25 protein-coding genes and 1 pseudogene are annotated in these 20,434 nt (G+C 56.4%); 3 read left to right on the top strand and 23 right to left on the bottom strand.

The window, feature by feature from the left end:
• Nucleotides 1-3: 3 nt before the first annotated feature.
• Together AC27VJ_RS21155 and AC27VJ_RS21150 are read right to left on the bottom strand one after the other, a co-directional pair.
• The gene (locus AC27VJ_RS21155) at nucleotides 4-240 is read right to left on the bottom strand and encodes a hypothetical protein (protein ID WP_488685673.1); all 237 of its coding nucleotides are present in this window, start codon (nucleotides 238-240) and stop codon (nucleotides 4-6) included.
• A complete protein-coding gene (locus AC27VJ_RS21150; RefSeq protein WP_488685672.1) occupies nucleotides 237-1,163 on the bottom strand; it encodes a glycoside hydrolase family protein in 927 nt (308 codons plus the stop codon). Before AC27VJ_RS21150 ends, AC27VJ_RS21155 begins: the two co-directional genes overlap by 4 nt.
• A 106-nt stretch (nucleotides 1,164-1,269) precedes the next feature.
• On the opposite strand from AC27VJ_RS21150, the gene AC27VJ_RS21145 reads away from it, so the two are divergent.
• Nucleotides 1,270-1,542, top strand: a complete 273-nt coding sequence (locus AC27VJ_RS21145) for a hypothetical protein (RefSeq protein WP_488685671.1) — start codon at nucleotides 1,270-1,272, stop codon at nucleotides 1,540-1,542.
• A 45-nt stretch (nucleotides 1,543-1,587) separates the two neighbouring features.
• Here the strand turns inward: AC27VJ_RS21145 and AC27VJ_RS21140 are convergent, their stop codons facing one another.
• The 7 genes from AC27VJ_RS21140 to AC27VJ_RS21110 are packed head-to-tail and all read right to left on the bottom strand — an operon-like array spanning nucleotide 1,588 to nucleotide 8,634.
• A complete protein-coding gene (locus AC27VJ_RS21140) occupies nucleotides 1,588-2,106 on the bottom strand; it encodes a hypothetical protein (protein ID WP_488685670.1) in 519 nt (172 codons plus the stop codon).
• Nucleotides 2,107-2,110: 4 nt separating this feature from the next.
• Nucleotides 2,111-2,770 carry a hypothetical protein gene (locus tag AC27VJ_RS21135; RefSeq protein ID WP_488685669.1) on the bottom strand — a complete coding sequence of 220 codons (660 nt, stop codon included), beginning with the start codon at nucleotides 2,768-2,770 and terminating at the stop codon, nucleotides 2,111-2,113.
• Nucleotides 2,770-4,185, bottom strand: coding sequence for a collagen-like triple helix repeat-containing protein (locus AC27VJ_RS21130; RefSeq protein ID WP_488685668.1), 1,416 nt, complete (start codon nucleotides 4,183-4,185; stop codon nucleotides 2,770-2,772). The genes AC27VJ_RS21135 and AC27VJ_RS21130 overlap by 1 nt, the downstream gene beginning before the upstream one ends.
• Nucleotides 4,186-4,196: 11 nt before the next feature.
• Nucleotides 4,197-7,043 (bottom strand): hypothetical protein, encoded by a 2,847-nt coding sequence (locus tag AC27VJ_RS21125; protein WP_488685667.1) that lies wholly within the window; start codon nucleotides 7,041-7,043, stop codon nucleotides 4,197-4,199.
• Nucleotides 7,044-7,047: 4 nt separating this feature from the next.
• On the bottom strand, nucleotides 7,048-7,485 hold the full coding sequence (locus tag AC27VJ_RS21120; protein WP_488685666.1) for a DUF6950 family protein: 438 nt from the start codon (nucleotides 7,483-7,485) through the stop codon (nucleotides 7,048-7,050).
• A complete protein-coding gene (locus AC27VJ_RS21115) occupies nucleotides 7,451-8,023 on the bottom strand; it encodes a hypothetical protein (RefSeq protein WP_488685665.1) in 573 nt (190 codons plus the stop codon). Before AC27VJ_RS21115 ends, AC27VJ_RS21120 begins: the two co-directional genes overlap by 35 nt.
• The gene (locus AC27VJ_RS21110; protein WP_488685664.1) at nucleotides 8,023-8,634 is read right to left on the bottom strand and encodes a hypothetical protein; all 612 of its coding nucleotides are present in this window, start codon (nucleotides 8,632-8,634) and stop codon (nucleotides 8,023-8,025) included. Before AC27VJ_RS21110 ends, AC27VJ_RS21115 begins: the two co-directional genes overlap by 1 nt.
• Nucleotides 8,635-8,723: 89 nt before the next feature.
• Here AC27VJ_RS21110 and AC27VJ_RS21105 point away from each other — a divergent pair, with 89 nt between their 5' ends.
• On the top strand, nucleotides 8,724-9,047 hold the full coding sequence (locus AC27VJ_RS21105) for a hypothetical protein (protein WP_488685663.1): 324 nt from the start codon (nucleotides 8,724-8,726) through the stop codon (nucleotides 9,045-9,047).
• Here the strand turns inward: AC27VJ_RS21105 and AC27VJ_RS21100 are convergent, their stop codons facing one another.
• The gene (locus tag AC27VJ_RS21100) at nucleotides 9,048-11,336 is read right to left on the bottom strand and encodes a phage tail length tape measure family protein (RefSeq protein ID WP_488685662.1); all 2,289 of its coding nucleotides are present in this window, start codon (nucleotides 11,334-11,336) and stop codon (nucleotides 9,048-9,050) included. It abuts the gene before it with no gap.
• 53 nt (nucleotides 11,337-11,389) lie between these two features.
• Here AC27VJ_RS21100 and AC27VJ_RS21095 point away from each other — a divergent pair, with 53 nt between their 5' ends.
• Complete coding sequence (locus tag AC27VJ_RS21095) at nucleotides 11,390-11,836, top strand: YbjQ family protein (RefSeq protein ID WP_488685661.1); 447 nt, start codon at nucleotides 11,390-11,392, stop codon at nucleotides 11,834-11,836.
• Here the strand turns inward: AC27VJ_RS21095 and AC27VJ_RS21090 are convergent.
• The 13 genes and pseudogenes from AC27VJ_RS21090 to AC27VJ_RS21030 form a co-directional block, all read right to left on the bottom strand.
• Nucleotides 11,833-12,012: pseudogene (locus tag AC27VJ_RS21090) on the bottom strand (phage tail assembly chaperone); the annotation flags it as partial. The gene AC27VJ_RS21095 and the pseudogene AC27VJ_RS21090 overlap by 4 nt on opposite strands.
• A gap of 20 nt (nucleotides 12,013-12,032) precedes the next feature.
• Nucleotides 12,033-12,392, bottom strand: coding sequence for a hypothetical protein (locus AC27VJ_RS21085; protein ID WP_488685660.1), 360 nt, complete (start codon nucleotides 12,390-12,392; stop codon nucleotides 12,033-12,035).
• The gene (locus AC27VJ_RS21080) at nucleotides 12,393-12,824 is read right to left on the bottom strand and encodes a phage tail tube protein (RefSeq protein ID WP_488685659.1); all 432 of its coding nucleotides are present in this window, start codon (nucleotides 12,822-12,824) and stop codon (nucleotides 12,393-12,395) included.
• Nucleotides 12,825-12,860: 36 nt separating this feature from the next.
• Entirely contained in the window at nucleotides 12,861-13,271 is a 411-nt protein-coding gene (locus tag AC27VJ_RS21075; protein WP_488685658.1) for a DUF3168 domain-containing protein, read from the bottom strand.
• Nucleotides 13,271-13,765, bottom strand: coding sequence for an HK97 gp10 family phage protein (locus tag AC27VJ_RS21070; protein WP_488685657.1), 495 nt, complete (start codon nucleotides 13,763-13,765; stop codon nucleotides 13,271-13,273). The genes AC27VJ_RS21075 and AC27VJ_RS21070 overlap by 1 nt, the downstream gene beginning before the upstream one ends.
• Nucleotides 13,762-14,118 carry a head-tail adaptor protein gene (locus AC27VJ_RS21065; protein ID WP_488685656.1) on the bottom strand — a complete coding sequence of 119 codons (357 nt, stop codon included), beginning with the start codon at nucleotides 14,116-14,118 and terminating at the stop codon, nucleotides 13,762-13,764. The genes AC27VJ_RS21070 and AC27VJ_RS21065 overlap by 4 nt, the downstream gene beginning before the upstream one ends.
• A gap of 119 nt (nucleotides 14,119-14,237) precedes the next feature.
• Nucleotides 14,238-14,594, bottom strand: a complete 357-nt coding sequence (locus AC27VJ_RS21060) for a head-tail connector protein (protein ID WP_488685655.1) — start codon at nucleotides 14,592-14,594, stop codon at nucleotides 14,238-14,240.
• Between the two features lies 1 nt (nucleotide 14,595).
• The gene (locus AC27VJ_RS21055; RefSeq protein ID WP_488685654.1) at nucleotides 14,596-14,937 is read right to left on the bottom strand and encodes a hypothetical protein; all 342 of its coding nucleotides are present in this window, start codon (nucleotides 14,935-14,937) and stop codon (nucleotides 14,596-14,598) included.
• Entirely contained in the window at nucleotides 14,915-15,181 is a 267-nt protein-coding gene (locus AC27VJ_RS21050; RefSeq protein WP_488685653.1) for a hypothetical protein, read from the bottom strand. The genes AC27VJ_RS21055 and AC27VJ_RS21050 overlap by 23 nt, the downstream gene beginning before the upstream one ends.
• Before the next feature lie 45 nt (nucleotides 15,182-15,226).
• Complete coding sequence (locus AC27VJ_RS21045; RefSeq protein ID WP_488685652.1) at nucleotides 15,227-16,429, bottom strand: phage major capsid protein; 1,203 nt, start codon at nucleotides 16,427-16,429, stop codon at nucleotides 15,227-15,229.
• 8 nt (nucleotides 16,430-16,437) lie between these two features.
• Nucleotides 16,438-17,556 carry a S49 family peptidase gene (locus AC27VJ_RS21040; protein WP_488685651.1) on the bottom strand — a complete coding sequence of 373 codons (1,119 nt, stop codon included), beginning with the start codon at nucleotides 17,554-17,556 and terminating at the stop codon, nucleotides 16,438-16,440.
• 9 nt (nucleotides 17,557-17,565) lie between these two features.
• On the bottom strand, nucleotides 17,566-18,693 hold the full coding sequence (locus tag AC27VJ_RS21035; protein WP_488685650.1) for a phage portal protein: 1,128 nt from the start codon (nucleotides 18,691-18,693) through the stop codon (nucleotides 17,566-17,568).
• A 98-nt stretch (nucleotides 18,694-18,791) separates the two neighbouring features.
• Entirely contained in the window at nucleotides 18,792-20,432 is a 1,641-nt protein-coding gene (locus AC27VJ_RS21030; RefSeq protein WP_488685649.1) for a terminase large subunit, read from the bottom strand.
• Between the last annotated feature and the right edge of the window lie 2 nt (nucleotides 20,433-20,434).

Raw genomic sequence — 20,434 nt, 5'->3', positions numbered from 1 at the left:
TAGCTACCGCTTGTCGCGCATCCACTTGCCAAGAGCGTCATCAACGCCAGCGTCATCCAGATTTTTAACTTCATTTTCGACTTCCCCAGCCCGCTTGATGGCCTTTGCATTCGCTGCGGCCTGTGCATCCTTCGCCGCGGTGCGCCCTGCCCGCTGGCCGTAAAGAAAGACGCCCGCGAGAATCGCGAGCGCTGTACCGATGGTGGCTAGGTAGCCCTTGAGTTTGGCGAGGATGATCAAACCTTAACCTCCTTGCCGCGCCAGCTATTCCAGCGACGAATAACGACGTCGCGGTTGCGGTAGGCAACGTAGCCGACGACTGCGATAAGCACGCCTGCGGCAATCCAGCCCCATGGAAGGCCCGCAGTGAAGGCAAGCAGTCCAGAGCCAGCCGCAGAGCTTGCGCCCTTAGTGACTACGTCCTTGGCCGCACCAGCGTCACGGCGAAGCTGTGCAATGGTGGCAGGGCCGATGATGCCGTCAGCAATAAGGTGCGGGTGAGCCTTCTGATAGGCAATCACAGCCGCCTTGGTCTTGGCGCCCATCCAACCGTCAATCGCGCCGGGATTTAGACCAGCGGTCGTGAGCAGTTCCTGCGCTTCCTTGACGACCGGATCCGGCAGCACCGGCGGTTCGGCTGTCGCTTCTTTGGTCACGCCGACGACGCCAGTATAAATGCCCATTTCGAACAGAAGCGCCTCTTCTTTGCGGCGACGCACTAGCCCCGGCAGCTTCTTGCCCTTGGCAGTATTGTAATTGCTTGCGAGGTAGGTAGCGGCGGCTTTGATCTTGCCTGCGCGCCAAAGGTCGGCCCACGTCCACTTCATTGCGCCAACGCCAAGATTGAACGTCACGGACGATGCCGCATCAAGCTCGTGCTGCTTGCGGTCAGTCGGAGAGCTGGCAACGACGGCAGGCACATATTCAGTACCGAGGACAGCATCGAGAATGACGTCGCTCTGCGCGGCCGTGATCTTGGTCTTACCTGGCACCAGTTTCGTGATGCCTATCTTGGCCAGTTCGCGTCGGACGGAATCGCTGCCCATTGTGAAGCCCGTACCGATCGTAGGAATGCCGACGGGGTCGAGATAACAGGTTAGTGGATTACCCTCATGCAGGCGCACGAAAGCCCTCCCCTGTGTGGAGATTTTGGTGATTGGCATTGGTTTTCCTTGATGTTCAGCCCAGGTTCAGGGCCGCGGAACCACTGTGCGATGGTGGAACCGCGCGCTTTACGGCGCGTTTCACTGCCGAAGCAGGAGATAAACTATGAAGATTCTAACAGCAGCTATCTGCGTCTTGTCCGTCGGCATTCTGAGCGCAGGCGTGGAGCGCACTGCCTCTGCGCAAGAGTGGGGCCACAGCTATTACCGGTATAGCGACGATGGCTATTATCGGGACCATGGCCGCCGACATTACCGTGAGCGAGAATTTCGAAACCCAGATCGTTACCATCACAACAGCGGCAAACAAGATGGCAAAGGTTTGCAGATAAAGCGCGGGGATCGAAAAAACGACCCTTGGGTTAGAAAATTTAATTAAGTTAAATGGCAAGCCCGCCGTCTAACTGACAACGGCGGGCTTAATTTATGACCAAGTGATTTTCGGCAACGCCGCCAGGAACTCTTCCACTGTCGGCGCATCGCCACCGGCCTCGACGGCGGCGAGCTGGGCGAACATTGAACCTAGCGCCGCATCTCGCCAGACGATGAAGGCGGCAGCCTCACTAGCCCAGACTGGGTTGGTGCTGCCTGTGTAAGTGGCTATCGTCAGTCGGTTATCGTAACCCTTAGACTGAGCCACTCTGTCGAGGTGATTGTCGAAAGCACCCTTGTAGTCGTCGATGGTAACTGGAACCGCCTCAACCATATCCACCCATTTCGGCAAACCATTGACGATCTGCACAGAAGACGAAACGACGCGGTAGCCGCTTGGCACGGCATCGGCGGGCTGGATGGTATGCAACTCATAGCCGCGCAACGCCCAGCCGTCCTGCGCTGGCGAGACGCGTGAGCCGTCTGGAAGATCGACCCACCCGCCTTCTGCAAACTGGCCGAGTATATCCACGCGGTTCAGCACCGCGTTATCTTTGATAAGTGCGAGCATGATTTTACCTCAAGGAGACCGCGACCATCGAGTAAGCGGAACCGGCGCTTGCCGGTGTGTTTGTGACTGTAATGTTGCCGGTGGAAGCTACCTGCAGAGATCCACCTGAATTGTTGAACACTACAGAATCTGAGAAGCCGACATCGAAGTCCTCATTCACTCCCGTCCACACACTGTTAGAGGAAGCCCAGAAGACAGAGAATCCAATCACTACACCCCCAGCCATAGTTTGAAGCGTAGTGGTCATAGGCCGAACCTGCGAGGTTCCTGTCGCTATAGGAGTGATGCTCTGAATTCCAGTCACCCGCCACACGCCAATAGCGCAACGTTGCGATGTTGAGCCGACCCAATTCACCACTACGTCTGCCGTGGAACCCGACGGCACTTTGGCAATGAATAAAAGCGCGCGTTGATTGGTGCCGACGCCTGCGACCAGTTGCGTGGCAGAGACGCCGCCAGCGGTAACTGTTACAGGGTTGGTGTCTGTGGTCTGGCCAGACACGCCAACCAAGATATATCTGTCGTCGGAAGCTATTCCGATATCGATGCCGGCAAAAGTGTAGCTCGATGAGTTCGCAGGGTTAGCGGCGTTGGCTAGATACTGAATGCTAGCCGCTTGCGATTGCGGCTTCATAAACGGCGGCGGACAAAAGAAAGCGACCATTATTGCAACGCCTGTACGATGAGAAGCGAGCCCCCATTGCCAACAGAGCAATGAAGACGGAACTTGTTGCCGCTTGTGGTGGTGAAAGCGTCACCGGTGGCTTTCGTCCAGCCAGTGACCGTGATCGCGCCTGCTGATGCGCCGTTGGTAATGTCCAGCATGAACGAACCTGTGTTCGTTCCGGGTGCCAGCGTGTGTGCGCCATTGTTGGTGTAGTGTTGCAGTGGCCGGTCGCCAGTATCGAGCGTCAGTGTTCCGGTCGAGATCGTACCGAGGTCTTTCGACGTGACGCGAGCGCCACCGGTGAGAACCTGATCCTCAACATTCATCTTGCCGTTATTGTTGAACCTGCTGTCATCACCTGCCGCGACTGTTCCGGAAGTCGTGCCAACAGTCTGGTTGACCTGCGCGCCTGCGGCGATACCCGCAAGCTTATTCGCTTCGGCGGTCGTGTAGCCTTGATAGCCGCTCTGATAAGTGACGGCAAATGTGCCTGTTGTCGTAATGCTTGAGACACTGACCTGAAGCCCGGTCGGGACGGTAAGACCAACGCTTGTAACCGTGCCGGAGCCCGTTCCGTTTTGACCAGCTGGAATACCGAGGTTCAGTTGCACGACCCCAGAAGAGACCGGCGCGAAAGACGCCGTCGCTTGCGATCCCGGTGCGAGAGTAGTGACCGCGCCCGGATTAATCGTGGTGTATGGGCCAGCATTGCCGGTTGGACCAGCGGGACCAGTTGCGCCAGCGGGGCCAGTCGCCCCCGATGGTCCAGTCGCACCGGCAGGGCCAGCAGGGCCGGTATCGCCATCCCTGCCTGTGAGAACGGCTGCCGCAGACCAGTCACCCGCAGCATTCGTATTCTTGCTGTAGATGGCGGATCGCCCATCGCCAATGTCAGACACCAGCACCCGGAAGTTTGCGGCAGAGTTGTCGTAGACCGCCCTACCCGCAAGATTGTTGACCTGCACATCGTAGTCAGCACCGTTGATGAGGCCAGCCAGAGGTATCGTCGTTGCTGTGTCGGGGCCAGTGAAAAGCAGTAGCGTGTCGGCAATCGCGTTCACGCCCGCGACCGCAGAGAGCGTCGTGCTGTTCAGACGTTGAATGTACTCGGCAAGCGCCTGCGCATTAGCGACGGTCTGCTGGCCATAAGCAGTATCGCGAACCAACGCGTAGTCGTAAGTGCCGGTTGGTCCGGTCCAGACGATGGCGGCGGTAAGCTTCGTGTCCGTGATCGGGTGTTCATTCGTCGAATCGCTATCGTCAGGCAAAATAGGCAGTGCGTTGCCGCCGTCAGCCTCGACGTAGATCGTGCCGCCGATAATAAGCGATGTTGCCCAGCCAGTGCCGATGCCCGTCACCAAAGCTTCGCCGTTGACGAGGCTAATTTGCCCCGCCGTGTAAGGTGTGGTCATGTGCGGTTTCCTTACGTGTCGTCTGGCACGTTTTTGAAGATCATAAATCCGGCTTGAAATACGCTAAAGCTAAGGCTGCCAACGTATCTAAATCTAACCGTTGTTGACTGTCTGTTTCCTGCGGGTATCTGGAAATATGAGAAGATGCTCCAAACAGCAGTTAGAGCTCCCGAAGGGTGGTTTGGGCCTCTTGCCCCACGCGCATCAGAAACAATTACATCTCCAGTCGCCAAGTCAGTTACGGAGACTTGCCCAGTCGAGGCTTGGGATCCATCCACCGTGGCTGTGCCTCTAAACTCGACCCTCATTTCATGGTGCGTGCCTTGGAGGTTAAGTCCGTGATTTATGGTGAAATCGAAGATGTAACCACCGCCACCATTGCTGGGAATTGATGTGCTTTTCGCGATGCTAACCGCCCCCGGCTCGATCTGCTCCCCCTTGACGAAGAGGTTCTCAATCTGGGCCTGCTCGATCATGGCGTTGACGATCTTCACAATTCCATCTTCGATGGCAAGCAGAGCGAAGGCGTTCACATCATCCGTGACAACGAACTGGTCAACGTTGATCGCCATCTCCGAACGCTGGACGCCGTTCACAGTCCTGATCTGGATATAGAAACCGCTCGACTTGAACGTATCATTGACGCCTGTTTTCAGCATCACTGCAAAACGGACATCCACGCCGGCTGGCGCAGAGACAGCCTTGAACGAAACCAATCCATCAGCGAAGTTGCCATTCACGTCGGATGACACGCCCAGCAGAGCTTCGGCAAGCGCTTCCGTCTCCGTCGTGCGAACACGCATTTCCTTGACGATCTCTGCGCGTGCCTGACCAATCTCCGCCTTGATGCGCTGGCGGTCGATTTGACCAACTGCACCATCGAGAGAGAAAGCCGTGGTGGCTTCTTCCAGGCGCTGCCATAGATCGCTCAACTCTTGACCTAGCTGCGTGAATACAGCCTTGGTATCCTTTCCCAAATGCTCCAGATCAGCGATGAAATCGCCACCAGCAGCCAGTGTGCGGAAGTTCGTAACGCCAGACGGCGCAACCGACCTGCCATTGTCCACGATAAGCGTGGTGCGTACTTGCCAATCTGTTTCGCTGGTCAAGCCCTCTACAATCTGCACGACGCTGATGTCTGATGACACAAGCTTGGTGAACACCTGCGTCGGGTTGGAAACCGGCCAGTATTCGACCAGAACGCCAGACACGCTGATGTCTTCGATAGCATCCCACGACAGCCGAACACCGGGCAATAATCCGCCACCCTCGGCCTCAACCACGTTTGGCGTGGCAAGGAAATTCTGCACCGCGGCCAGATAGTCAGGCGGCGGCACAACGATGATCACGGGCGGGTTGGTGGCATATGCGGTGGGATCGAAGACGCCATTGCTGATTTCCTGCAGCGCGACCGTGATGTCGCGGACGCCGTCGCTGTTGTGCGGTCCGAGCGTGCGCGTCAGAACCTGATACGTGCGCGTGCCATGCTTGGCGCTTGCCCAGGTGATCCACCGGCCTTCCTTCACGACATCCAAGAAGCGCGGATGAATAGTAATCTCTGCCGATGCCTGAAAACGAGCGCCGCGAATAGCGATATCCGCGAGACGATCCACCTGTCTGACGTATGTCACAGCGCCGTAAGGAATGGTGCTGGCGAGCGTTTCACGGTCTTCGGCAAGGGCAGATTGGTCGATGCGTGTTGCAGCGTCCTTGGTCTCGTAGAAGTCGTCTGGCGAGACATACGAAGCCGCAACAGTGTTGATCAGTTCTGTGCGCTTACGCTTCGCAGTAAACCGCTTTGGAGCACCTTTCTTGATATCGTCGTCGGTGATCGTTGCGACGATAGCCTGCGGAGCGCCTGCAATCGGGAATTCGCCATCCACTCGCTCTACCCAAGATGCGCAGGCGGCTTCGAGCAAAGGCTGAAGGTTTGCATCATGGTTCCCGCCAGGGCCGTCCTTGGCGATCATGTGCGAGCGGTAGCGGTAATAACCGTCCACGATCTCATCAGCGATATTCGCAGCCTGCGTCCATTCTGACAAAGGAAGGCGAGAGAAACTGACGCCCTTGCCGACCATCTTCTGCGTGCCGTTGAAGAAACCGCGCTCAAGATTATAGGCCTGCACGAAGGTGTTGTCGCTGTATTCCCATGTGCTCTGGTCATTCCAGCGATGCGCGCCGGAACCGCCGATCGTGCTATCCTTGCGCCAGTCGTAGAGCGGAGCGCCCTTGACTTCGAAGATTAGCTGAGCCGGCGATGTAAGGCCCTGCCCTTTCTTATGAAGCTGAGAATAGACGATGGCATAAGCCACGCCAGCGCCGCGATGGGCAGAGGTCCAACGGCCAGCCGGGCGCGATGTCGCAATCAAAGACGGATCAGCCTGCTGCGTCATCGAGCCATAGTAGAACTTGACGCGCACATTATCGTGATTGTCGCCGCTCGTTCCTTCGTTCGGGACGTCGTACCAAACGCCAGGCAGAGGATTGCCGCCACCAATCGTGCGCCATTTGCCGTTATATTTGACCCGAGGAACCGCTGTGATCCGGAAGCTGGCAAGCTCATAAACATCCATGAACTCGCGACCGCCTGAACCATAGTTGCCACGATAGACATGGCGTCCAGCCAGACCGCAGGTGCCGAGGATGACGGTGCGCGGATTGTTCGTGCCGTATTCAGTCTCGACCTGCGAAGAGGTGCTAGCTGGCTTACTCCCAAATATTCTGTTCAGGCCATAAGAGGCTGCGATCCCAAACGCCGTCTGCGCGATTCCAGCCAGAATTGGGCTTGCAGCAGCCCATGCAGAAATTGCCGTGATGGCTGAGCCGATCCCGGTGAAAAGCGGTGCGAGAAATGGCATGGGGCTATGCGCCTACCTTGTAAGCTTGGTCGATCTCGGAGACCGGCAGAAAGATCGTGCCTTGCGGCTGCTTGATTGCGAAGCCGAGGCTGCAAACGAAACCGGCGACGAACTCGCCATTGATGACGATCACACCGACATCACCCCTTCGCGCTGCGAAGCGATTGACAGGCTCAAGCTTGATGTGGACTTCGAACAGGTCTTTGACGTGGTTGCAGCCAAGGCCGCGCATCTTCTTGGCAGCACCTGCCTCGGTCTTGTATCGACCGCGAAACTCTCCCAACGGATCGACGCCGACAACGGCTTTGATCGCCTCGCAGGCCGACATCATGCAGTCGGACGTTCCCCACTCCGGCAGGACAGAAACCTGAGCGGAGGCAACATCTTCCAAGGCGCGATCCCAGCCATCACTTCTGGCTGAACTCGAAATTGAAGAACTCATTTTTCAGCCTCGCAGCGTGTTCGAAGAACATGTCGCCTGCCGAGACCAGTTGCTGGTCTTCGTGGCTGGCGTATCGGTAGCCTTCGCGGAAATTGTCGATTGCTTCGGTTTCGATGTTGGCTTCAAGCCACGCTTCACCGTTCTCTTCGCGGTGATCAATGGTATCGACGTAGCCATAGAACGTCGGCTCCGCGTGCAGGAAAGCGTTGTTGTCAGGATCGAAATAGAAGTCGTACAGCGTGACCGGGCGGCCCTTGTATTCTTCCTCTTCGATCAGAAGCAGTTTGTCTGGCGTCAGGCCGAAGTCAGATCGCGCCGGCAGACGCATCGTCACCGGATTGGCAGTGGTTCCGAGCGCAAACGCGGGCTCATCAATCTCGATGATCGAGTTGCCCTTGTAGGTCAGGCCGTTGTAATCGAGTGTGCCTTTGCCAGAGAAGAACCCATATGTGCCGGTGCCAAACTCGAACTTGACGCCAGACCCGATCTTAGCCCTGCCCTCGTTGAGTAGCTGTTGCAGTCGTGTTGGGAAAGCCATTAACGTGGCACCTCGATCAGCGTGAAGGTCGCCGTTGGACGGAAGTCATCAGGGCAGTCGTAGCTGTCCGGCACCAGGCGCATGTTCATGACTGGGTTCTTGAAGACGACAGTCGCACCGGTGGTGATGTAAGACGGCAAGAACGGCTCTGCCTTGATAGTTATCGCTCCGCCGGCTGCCGTGGTGTCCTGCACCACGCGAACGATGGTGTTGTAGTCACCTTGGCTAAAACCAATGAGGTCGCCCTCCATCAGCTTCAGACCGTTGGTGACACTATTGACGGTCAGCTGGTTTCCGCTAATCGACGCCAGCACGCCAGTATCGAGAATGGCTGGCGCAGTTGGGTTGCCCCAATAGGCTTGCGGCAAGCAGACGTGTTTTGGCGTATAGAGCACCGTCACCATGCCGTCTCGGCAGCGCGAGATGAACGCCTCGAGCTTCTGCCGTTCGGCATTACTCAAGGCCACCACTCGCATCGACACCTGCCAGAACGGGTCGCTGGTTTCCATGAAGGAAATGGCGCGCTTGCCGTATCTCGACACGCTGGTTGAGCGCATGATTTTAGGATAGGTCGGCCCATATCTCAGGCCGACCGGTAATGTTTCTGCCATGTGGATTGGGCCTCACAGAGGGTGGAGCGGACTCGACTCTTGATTGAAGTTCTGATTGTCTGCGCACGCAAACCAGTAGGAGGAAAGACATGCTCGCCGGCTTCGCAAATTTTCACATTGAAAATCTAACTATGGACACTTTGAACCAACGATTTTGGCAAGCCGAGGTCACCGTCCGGATCGAAGATCAAGTTGAGGAACTAGAAGTTTTTCAGGTGGTAACTGTCAGTGTTCGAGTTTCTATTCCGGAAAACGCTACGATCGGCGACCTTCACGAGCTGGTTTATAGAAAAGCCGCCGACGCCATCAGTAAATCCGTTGAGCGCATGCAGGGTAAGACTGCCGCAGACCTTATGGCGGAATCTGCGGCAATGGAGAATCAAAAATCAGATTTAGATTGGGGCGCTGACTGATTAAAGTGAAGATGACCGTCTCGCAGCTTCACGAACTGACTTAACAGCAATCCCAGGAAATTGAGCCCTGTCTTTAGCCATCTGCGCTTTGAGTTGCTCGATTTCCGGTCCGCTTCCCTGGACATTGTAGACCGGCGCAAAACTCACCTGAACCGGCTGTTGAGACTGCGCCTTCATGGACGGCAACGTCGGCACCGAGACCCCGACTGCACCACCATTGGCGTAGCCTTTGCGCATCGCCTCTACAGCACCAACGCCACCAGCCATCGCGACGTCGCGCTGAGACCAGACAACCTCGCCTTTGTGAACGATACCAGCAGGCTGGTTTTTTCCGCCAGAGCCGGTGTAACCGCCGTCAGCAAAGCCAAGAAGCTTGAAGAATCCGGTCATCCAGCCGTTGCTGCCCGTAGATGACTTGCCGCCAAAAATATTATCAAAGGCGCTATTCAACATCAGGTCGGCAAACTTGTTTGCCAGCCCCTTCAATGCCTCACCTAAGCTTTCGGCACCGGTGACAACGTTGGCAAATCCAGATTTTGCTGTGTCGTAGAAATCGCGAGCGCTGCTTTCGGCTTGCTGCTGATTTTCAGCGACTTTCCTCAGCTCTTCTGACTGTTTGGCGTAAGCGGCAGCTTCCTTCTCGATTGCAGCCACCCTTTCGGGAGACAACTGGATGCTCTCAAGGTCTTTTTCGCCTTTCTTGCGAGCCTCTTCACGCAAGTCGGAGAGTGCCTTTTGCTCAAGGTCAAGGGCAGCACGACGCTTGGTCTGCTCCTCATTGGAAAGTCCGATGAGGTCCATTTCCTGACGCAAAGCTTCCGTTCTGTCACGGATGGCTTGAAGGTCTTCAGTGAAGCGGTCGGAGGCAGTTTTCGCTGGCGTTTTCGCCTTTTTTGGCGTGCCAAAGCCGCGGTTTTTAGCGCTATCTAGATCAGAGGGACGGCTCTCGGGCGAAGGTCCATCAAAGGGTAATGGAAAGCGGTCTCCCTGAATCGTTGCATCAGCACCGAACTGAGTATCTTGCTGGCCTGCCCCCCGCCATGTCTTTGGATCATTGATCCGAGATGTGGCCACAGAAGTGACTTCATTGACTTTTTGAACATTTACAGCAGCAGTAAGAGCAGCAGCAGCCAGCTCGTCAAACTTGGCGGCGAAATCACTGACTGCGGACATACCCGTCGTGTTAATTGCCGACGCCAAAGCTGTTTGGACGCGCTCTACTTCAGCGGTCTCTAACTTTCCAGTTTTAGCAGCCTCTGCAAATTCTTTGAACGCATCCTGGAGGTTTCTGATGACGTCGTATGAAAGTCCGAAATCTTGCAACTTCAGTTGCATATCAAAGAAAGCAGTCTCTGTGGCTTCCACCTCTTTGCGTACGTCAGCCAGCGTATTGGCGTTAACGATATCTGCACCCTTGGTGAGGTCGGAATTGTCCTGAGCGCGCTTCAATTGATCTGCGTAGTCTCTGAGGGCGGGAACCGCATCGCCCCATCGCTCAGCAACAGAAGCAATAAGCGCAGCCTGCTCCTTGAGAACCTCAGCAGACTTGTCACCCTCACTCATCACCGTCGAAAAGTATTGGAAAGCAGCCGTGCCAGCGGCAATCACACCAATGGTCACGAGAGACAACGGTGAGATCACTGAAGCAAATGCAGCGGCAAGACCCTGCCCTACGCCCTGTCCAGAGTCTTTGATCTGTTGGAGTACAGCAGACAACTGTGTGCCTTGCTGGAGAGCGATCTGGATAGGTGACATCCCCATGGCGGCAGTAACGCCGATGTCTTGGAACTGCGCTGCGATGTTGGCGGTATAACCGTTGCCGCCTGGGGTTTTTGCAGCAGCTGCTGCTGCGTTCCGACCTTTGATAGCCGCTGTAGATGCTAGTGCGGCCTGCCTTTCACGCTGAATAGCGGCAGTCATCTCATTGGCGGAAATGGCACCGACAGCGTGTGCTTGCCTGATCTCTGATACTGCGTTCTTGTAGCTCGTGATGGTCGAAAAAAGAGGGCTGTATTTGGACCGGAGGCGATCAAGCTCTTTCTGCTGATCAGCGAGGGCTCCGTTCCATTCCTTTGCGGCAGATGTGCCTATGCCCACCATGCTGTTGATGCGCTCTTGCATCGACGATGTAAGGGATGAATTGATCGACTTGCCAGCGGATGCAAATCGCTTTTCAATTCCGCTGGAAGCCTGCCCGACATCGGACACCAACCTGTTCAGCGCACGCTTTACGGTTGCGAGGTCGGTACTGATTGAGATAATCAGGTCATCGCTATTGTTACCGGCCAAGTCGGTTTCCTAACGTCGAAAAGCCCGCCGTAGCGAGCTTGGAGGATTCTTGAATGCCGAAGTGCTCGCGCTGCAACGACGATTTTTATCTTGGTGGGAAAAACGGTTACTGCACCGATTGCGAAGAAGAGGTCGCAAAGGCCATGTCCAGCAAAGTGCTGGAATCCATCATCATGACCACGTCAATCGACGTCCCTAACCGCGAAGTCAAAAGCGTCATTTCGATCGTCGCTTCAGAAGCTGCGCTTGGGATGAACGTCTTCAAGGATATCGCAAACAACTGGCGCGACTTCGTGGGTGGTCGATCAGCTACGTCGCAGGCCTCCCTGAAGGAAGCTCGATTGGCTTGCTTGGATGGCCTTCGCTCAGAGGCGCAGGCGGTGGGCGCTGATGCAGTAATTGCCGTTGATCTCGACTACAACCAGCTGGCTACGGGAGGCACCGGTGGCATACTGTTTGTTGCCGCCACCGGAACCGCAGTAAAGCTGAAACCAGCCTAACCGCCGTATTTTTTGATAAGATCGTCAAGCTCACCTTCTGATGGAGGCTCGATCTCTTTCTTGGCTCCGTTCGCCTCAGACCAGCCGTGGGCAGCCAGGATGAATTCAGTCAGGGTTGCAGCCCAGAACGTCTTGGGCATCCACCCAAGACCTCCAAACGCAACCTTCTGCCAGTCACGCCATGGAAATGGCTGTTCTACTCCGCCTTTTCCACGGCTGCGTCGTTTCCCACTTCGTCCTCATCGAAATGATGAGAAAGGGCATCTGAAATTGCTTTTGCGACAGCACCGAAGTGCTTCAGCTTAAGCAAACCAATGGCCTTGCCCTTGTCACCCCTGACCGCGAGCAGATCGAGTGCAGCAACTGTTGCTGCGGGCTCGACTCCGGATAGGCGAAGAAACAGGTCTGCCATGCTCTTGCATGAAAGCCGAGTTGAGACGGCAGCGAGACCGCCCATCTCGGCCGCGATCACCAGAGGGACGTTGTTAACCCACAGGGCCACCTCGCCGCGGGCGCCGTTGACCTCTAGTGGAAATGGCTTCTCTGATGCGGTCAATTAAGCCTCCGCAACAAAAGTCAGAATGCCAGCTGCGACAAACGTGGCACTGAAGTCCATATTGCCTTCCATTTCGCCGCTGAACTCGAATTCAGAGACGAACCAAGGACCAGTGTAAGTGCCAAGCCCTGGCACGATGACCTTCGCGTTGAACTTGGTCGCGTCGTTAACGTGCGTCATGAATGCTGTGTTCGACGTGCTCTTCACGAACTTTCCCGAACCGGAAAACGTACGATTCTTGATCCCCGGCTCTGCCGTCTTTTGTGGTGTGTTTGCTGGATTGACGCAATCCGTAATGGTCGTGTCGACCTCATTCGCGGACATATTGAATGTGCGGGTCGTCAGACCGCAGAGATTGAGAAATACTTCTGGAGTATCGCCATCACCGATTTGGATGAGTAGCGTACGACCAATCTGCTGACCGTCGGCCATGATTGAACCTCAATGATTTTGGGGATTGGGTGGCCGTCAGGCCGGTGTTTCGATGCGGGCGATGAATTCAACGACGCCATGTGTCGTCACGTCATCGGGGTCTTTCATCGTGCGAGAATCCCAACGAGAAATTGATATCAGACGATGAGATGGCAAGACCAAAGGTGCCCTATCAAGCGCTTGGATGATCTCGTAAATGATGTCCTTCAGCTCTTTAAAGCCTCCGGAATATTGCGACCAAACGTGTATCGTGACGTAGACTGCGTCTGACGTGAGGCAACCGACATCAACCGGTTTCACGTCGCTTTCGCCATACTCCACGTAGGGGAACGGCGCGTTGGTAGGTGGTCGGTCGTAAACGCGTTGGCCGACTAGCGCGGTAAGCGCAGCACGACTCTTCAATCTGGCGACGATCGCGCCTTGCAATTCTAGATCAGGACTAGCCATTACTTTTTCATGGCCTCCCTCACCCCGCGCCAAACGGCATCGTTGATACGTTTCTTTGCCCTTTCCCGAAGAGATCTCCAAGTCGGGAAAATATGGGGTTGAGCTTTCGTGCCGGGGTGCATCCGCGCACCGTTTGTCTGCTTTTTACCGAGAGCCGTACCACCACCTTTTGCGGTGTTATGCGGACGAGTACCAAACTCCAGAAAGTGCCAAATCCAAGATGCGAAAATTCCGGTGGCATCTGGGTCTTTGCTTGCCGACGTACCGACCATCGCCTTGGCGTTTGGTCTGTCCGAGATACGTGCGCCTTGAATGGATGCCGCATAATCGCCGGCTGAGGTGCCGGTGCCTATGGGTGCCCGATCGGATATAGCTTCCGCAGCTTCATTGGCGATCTGAAGTTTTGCCTCAGCCGCGTATTGGTTGGCCTTTGGCGCAATGTCATTCAGCTTTTTCGTGAGCGCTTCGCGGCCGAGAACTTTGGCTTTGATCACGACGCCTCCCCCTGCACCACAAGCAGTTCAATCCACTCGTTGCGCTCATCGATGTTGACCGCGGCCTTAATCGCGTAGAGCACGCCGGTACGCTTGTTTCGCGCCCGCCATGCTGGCGTGATGGAGCGCGTGCGCGAGTTGCTGCGAACAGTCATGGTGAATGGCTGCAAACCTTGCAGGCGGCTGGCTATGACCGATTCCGAGCCCACGCGGGGCTCAAGTCTGGCAGCCTCGAAAAACTGCTCAGCAAATCCTACCACAACGCCACCGTACCCATCATCGCCCTCGACCTCAGCCTCAAAGCCGATGCGCTCACTGAGCGATCCTGCTCCGGATCTTTTGCGTTTTGGCATTCGGTCTATCCTTGGTGGGTTCGGCAGTTTTGGCCGCTATCGCAGCCGCTGCGCATTTGCGCGTGACGTTGTAGAGGCCGACAGGATAGGCGATGGTCGCGCCCGGGTGCGGCTTCCAATCAAAAGGTGCAAGGAAACGTAGCCACATCATCGTCCACCGGTGTTCGCCAAATCCGCCAAGGTGCCAGCAGCATGCGGACAGCGCGCGGCAAAACCGCGTCGCCTGTCGCCTTTGGATCAGGTTCACGAACCTCATAAAGGTCGCCAGTCACGAGCAGGATTGCCGAAACAATGGATGCGGTAGCTGCGATACCGTCATCTGCCGTCGGCGTTGCGCCGATGGCGACAACCTCGCGATCCAGATATTCGGTGATAATGCTCTCGGCGGCGTCACGGTAAATGCCAATCTCCGCATCTTCATCGGAATGGAAGACGCGGAGGTGGTTTTTGACCGTTTCTAGATCGACGATTGGCATGTCAGGCCGCCACAACTGCGGCCGTCGGCGCGCTCGTGACAGGCACGCTGCCCTTGTCATTTGTGGCAGTGACCCGGACCGTAATGGCTTTGCCAACATCGCCCGCAACGGGAACGTAGGTCGCTGACGTAGCACCAGCAATCGCAACGCCAGCAGCAAACCACTGCCGCGCGTAAGTCGGCGATCCAGACCATGTACCGGTCGTCGATGTCAGTGTCTGGCCGACACGCGCCGTTCCTGTGATGGTAGGCGCGACTGAATTCGCCGGAGCGCCGATGCCATTTACGACACCGGCGCCGATATAGGCCGCAACCCTGCGCTTACGAACCTTCGTTGTCAGCATCGGGTTTCTCCTTCTTCTTCGTCGACCGAACAGAGGAGATCACTGGCTTGTCAGCGGCTTCATCCACGGAGTCGTCTTCAGTAGAGGTTTCAGCCTTGGCCTCGCCGACGATGTCGACCAGACCATTCGCAGCAAGCTGCTTCGCTTCACCGGCCTCGACCTTGAACGGATCGCTCTTTTTTGTTTTCAGTTCTTTGCCGACCGCAAACGTGCGTTTGGCCTTCACCTCAAGAAAATCAGTCATGTTGTCTCCTTAAGAAATAGGGGAGCCGAGGCCCCCCCATCGCAATTAAGCGCCTTCAACATCGCCGGTCACAAAGGACTCGGGACGGAACACCGCGAGCGCCAATCTTTCCTCACATCTTAGGGTCAACATATTGTTCTCAAAGTCTTTATCGTTCTCGCTGGAGATCAAGACCTCGATATTCATGCGGTCGAAGATCTGCGCGCCGTAAGAGAACGCACCGGTAAGGAACTCGCCTGCGGCCATGGCCTGGGTTGAAACGACCGGAAGATTCCAAAGCGTCGGTGTTAGCGAGCCCTGCGGATTGCCGATGATGTAGTTGCCCCCGGCATCCTTTGTCAGCTCGATCTTTGCCCAGTCGACAGGGTTCAGAACAAACGCGGTAGCAGGATACTCAGCGAGAACGACCTGCAGGACAGCTAGACGGAGGCGGTCGATACTGGTCTCGTCGGTGGCGGCAAAGGCAGGCGCAAATGCGGAAGCCTGAGGGACCAGACCGTGAATGTTCTGACCAGTGCCAGAACCGTTCAGGAGCTGATTTTCTTCGACGAAGCGAAGACCGTAGCGAGCGCGACCGTCAATGTAAGAACGAAGCGCAGGCGCGTCGTCCATAATCTGACGGCTGGCCTTGAACAGATGGGCTAGCGTGCGCACAGGCGCGGAAGTCATATCGAAGGTCAAGTCCGAATATGGCTTGGCAGTCGTTTCGGCCACCGGCGCTGCGTTGTTCGTGTAGCCAGTTTCCTTGACATACTCGACACTGTTGGAAGACGTTTGACCAGGGAGGATCAGGTCACGGATCGTCAACTGGCGCTCAGGAAGACCAAAGATCCCAGCCACACGCTGACCAGGGATCAATGAAGTTCCCTGCGATCGACCAGTGCCGACGGTTGTATTTCCAGATGTAATCGCAGCACGATCCGCGCTAACGCTGATCGGAACTCGGCTCGATCCAGACATATTGCCGGCTTTGTAAGCCGCACTTTCGATAACCAGATCACCCAGCGATTTTTCATCCGGGTCACCACCGTCACGCTGCCGAGCTGCGCGCTTCTCCATATCGGAAAGGCGGGTCGTGACGTCGCCGAGTTCAGAAAGTGCCTTGTCGGTCTTTTCCTTCAGCTCTGCCGAAACTTCGCCGTTTGCTGCAAGCTTCGAGGTGAAGTCGGTGGCGAGATTGCCAACCTGCTCCTTGATGGACGCGAGGGAGGCACCAAGTTCGCCAATTTTTTCTGCAAGTTCAGCCATGTTGGCTCCTATAGAATGAGGGGTGTTTTTGCTTCGGCGATAAGCCGGTTAATGGCTGCCAAAGCAGCAGCATCCGTCTCGACGTCAGGAGCCCCCTGACCATCTTTGAGGTAGAGCCGAGCGGCCCGCTCTGCCTCAGAGCCCGACAACCCCATCAGTCCCCTGATGCCGTTTTCGAACTCGCGTTTTGTGATTTGCTCGCCGGCCGTCATCTTCGCGACCAGCGTTTGTGCGGCCTCTGCCTTAGCGGCGTTCGCAGCCTTGATGCGCTTTACCGGCGCAGGCTCTGCGTCCGCGCCGTAGCGGGCCAAGGTCTCATCAAGTGTGGCAACACGGTCGACCATGCCTCGGTCCATGAGGGCTTCTGCGTAGAACACGCGCCCCTGACCGTAGCCGTCCTCGACCTTGCTGACCGTCACCCCTCGCCCTTCGGCAACAGATGCGACGAAGCGATTGTAGGAGCGGTTCACACCGTCCTGCACATGGGCCAGCGTATCCTTGCCGAGGGGCTCGGTCTCGTTGCCTTCAACCTTGTGCTTGCCAGCAGAAATGTACGTGCGTTTGATGCCGCGCTGCTCAAGGGCAGCCGACAGGTCATCGTGCGCGGTGTAGACGCCGATTGAACCGGCTCGTCCGGATGGCGTAACGACGATTTCGTCTGTCGAAGCCGCGATCCAATAAGCAGCGCTTGCCGCAAGACTGTTTACTTGCGCAATTATTGGCTTTTCGCCACCACGCAGCTTGCGGATCTCTGTTGCAAGCTCGTCTGTCCCTGGCACCGTGCCGCCGGGGCTATCGATGTCGAGCACGACGGCCTTGATATCCGCGTTGGACAGCGCCTTGTGCAGCGATCTCTTGATGCCAGCGTAGGAGGTGCCGCCGCTCATCGCGGAGAAAAGATCCATTTTGTCGGCCAAGACCCCGTAAACCGGGATAATGGCCACACTGCCGCTGGATTCTGCGATTTCCTTGGCTCGCGCCTCATCGATAGAGGCGGCGTACTCGGACGAAAACAGCTTTTCGCCTTCGGCTCGAGCGACCAAAACATCAGCCAAAACGCCCAGTTTTTCGCGCTGAATAGCCCAAGGTTCGGCCAAAAAGGCCGAAATCAGGTGTTCAAATTTCATGATTTTCCCTTATGCAGCGCGTGCTGCTGGCGTTTGTGGCGCGTTATCGTTGGCCTGCCCCACCTTATCGAGAGGGGTCATGGTGCCGTTGACGATTGCCTTCTCGCCGCCATCGACTGGAGCCTTGTTCTCATAGGAACGGGCTTCGTTTGGCGTGTAGATGCCGTTTGTAACCATCTTCGACAGGAATTCTGCCCTCGCCGTGCTATCGCCGCGAAGCAGACCTTCCATGTTGAATTTCACGATGGTTGTCTTGCGCGTTTTCTCGTCGAGCAGGTCGCGGTAAACGGCCGATTCAATGCTTTTGACCAAAGGCCCAAGGCAAGTCTTGATGAACTGCAGGATCAGCTGCTCGATGCCGCTGCCCCAGGTCGTCGTGCCGTTCGAAGCATGGCCGATCATCACCGGTGGAACACCGAAGATGCGGCAAATCTGCTCGACGCTGAACTGGCGCACCTCAAGCATCTGTGCGTCTTTTGGGTTGATGGTCAGCTGGTGATAATTGAGTCCAGCTTCTAAGACCGCCACTTTGCCAGGCTTATTGGAGCCGGAGAATTGCTTCAGCATTTCGCCCAGCTGGGCTCTCTGCTCAGGCTTCAGTACCTGATCTGAAGTAAGTACGCCTGCTGGCTGAAAGCCGTTCGCAAACATGCTGCCAGCCGTCTTTTCACCCGCAAGAGCGTTGCCGACCGTGTTTCGGACTACTCCAATCGGAGACATGCCTCGGTCGCATCCTGGCAATACAGGGCCGCGAACGTGAAACATCTCCTCCTCAGGAATGCGACGCTTTTTTCCCCTCTCAGTAACCTCGTAGTACCGCGCATTGCGGCTATCGCGGCAGACGTTGACAGCAAGAGGCGGCAGGGGATTGAGCGCCACCAACCTGCCGCCGTTCAGCTTCTTCTCAGCGAAGAAATTGCCGTCGAGGCACAAGCACAAAACGACCATGGCCCAGAAGTCCGAGGCGGTGTCGTCCATGTTCGGCATGTCGTGCAGTAGATCGTAAAGCGGCGATGCCTTGTCGATTGTGACGCCGTCGTCCTTGTAGACGTTGCACGGCAGCATGATCACTGCATTCCGGATCAGATTGACGCACGCCCACACAGCATCAAGCTGGAGCGCCGTTTCAATTGTCACGCTTTCGCCGGAGGTCGTGCCCAAGCCGAAGAACCCGCGCCAAAACTCACCGTCAGTGAGCTTGATAGGTACTCCGCGCCATCTATCGAAGAGACCCATTAGATCACCATAACCATGTTGTTGATGAAGTCGTCCATGTCGCCGGCGTCACTGGTTTCGTAGGTTCCAGCCATCGCAGTCGCCATGGTCAGTGCCACCGCGCCGTCGATGCGACGCTCGCGATTGTGCTTCACCAGTTTTCTGTTGCCTGAAGGGTCTGCTTTGACGGTCGCATTCATCATGCACATCGTCAGGACCGGATGGTCGCCGTGAGCGAGGTTGCCGTTGAGGATGGTGCTTTCCAACTCGCGGAGAGCGGGAGACATCGACTGGAACCCCTGCCCGAAAGGCTGGAATACCGCGTCATCGCCTTCAAGCTGATCATCCGTGAAGCCAGCCTTTTGCAGCCACGGCTTCAAGTGTCGGAAGTTCCACCGGTCGAACGCGATCTTGCGGATGTCCATCTCTTCGAACTGTTCGCGCAGGTAATGCGCAACGAACTCGTAGTCGACTGTCTTGCCCGGTGCGGCTTCAAGGTGTCCGTCCTTGTGCCAAATGTCGTACGGCACGCGGTCGGCTTTTGCCTTTGCGCGAATGCCATCGCCTGGCAGCCAGAACGTTGGCTTCACATGCCAGATGGTCTTGCCGCCCTGCTCTTTCGGCGCCATCAGCACCAGAGCAGTCAAGTCGCTCACCTCAGAAAGGTCGAGCCCACCGAAGACAGGAAGACCATCAAAGTCCACAACTCGAGCGTTACACGCTCGCCAAATAGCCGGCGACACAAACGGTGCATTGGCGTCAATCCTTTGATTCAGATGGAGCCAACGAAAACTGGCTTCTTCGGTCGGCATACGTGAAGCGCGCTCGGCGTCGTCGCGAACCGATGAAACTGATTTGAATATTCCCAGTGCCGGGTTAGCAGCTTTCCACGCTTCCTCGTCCAGCACATCGCAATCCGGATCCGCCGTGTAGAGATGCGAAACCGTGCGCGGCGCTTTCGAAGTCTCGGCGTCGTCCAGCCATCGCGAGAACAAGTCGCCGTCTGTAGCTGCCTGCGTCGATATGGCGAAGATCATCGCCTTGTCGCCGTACGCGCCCTGCGAAGTTACAATAGCTTCAACGAAATCGTCGTGCGGGCCTTTGATCTGGCCGACCTCATCGAGGATGGCGACAAGTGGAGAACCACCGTGCGCGCTCTTGGCTTCGGCCGAACTGGCGCGATAGACGACGTTCTTGCGCAGGCCGACAATCATCTTGCCGGATGGGACGATGCGATACAGCCCTTTGAGCTGCGGCGACATCATCAGCATTTTGCTGGCGTAGTTGAAGACTTCCGCAGCCTGGTCGCGGGATCTCGCGCCCGACATGATGCGGCTGTTGGGAAACGCCTCTGGGCCAATTACGTGGCCAAGCAGAAGACAGGCGATGGTGGCCGTCTTCGAATTCTTACGTGCGATCGAAAGGTATGCGCGCGACGTGCCGTTCGGGTTGTCGTATACCGACAGGATGAAGGCCACCTGGAAGTCCAGCAGCTTGATCGGCTGGCCGACCAGCGCACCTTCCGGCACGACGAGGTAGGTTTCGATAAAGCGGCACATCTTCTCGCCGCGCGTTAATTCCGACGTCGGCAGCGTGCGCCAGTCGCGCAGAACCGGAATCGGGCCGCACTTGATGGCACCGACCACGGCCTCTGAAAGCATTA

The organism is Agrobacterium sp. 20P9.1.2 (assembly GCF_057799395.1).
Note: the sequence above shows the minus strand (reverse complement) of the source record. Positions and strands in the feature narration are given on the sequence as shown.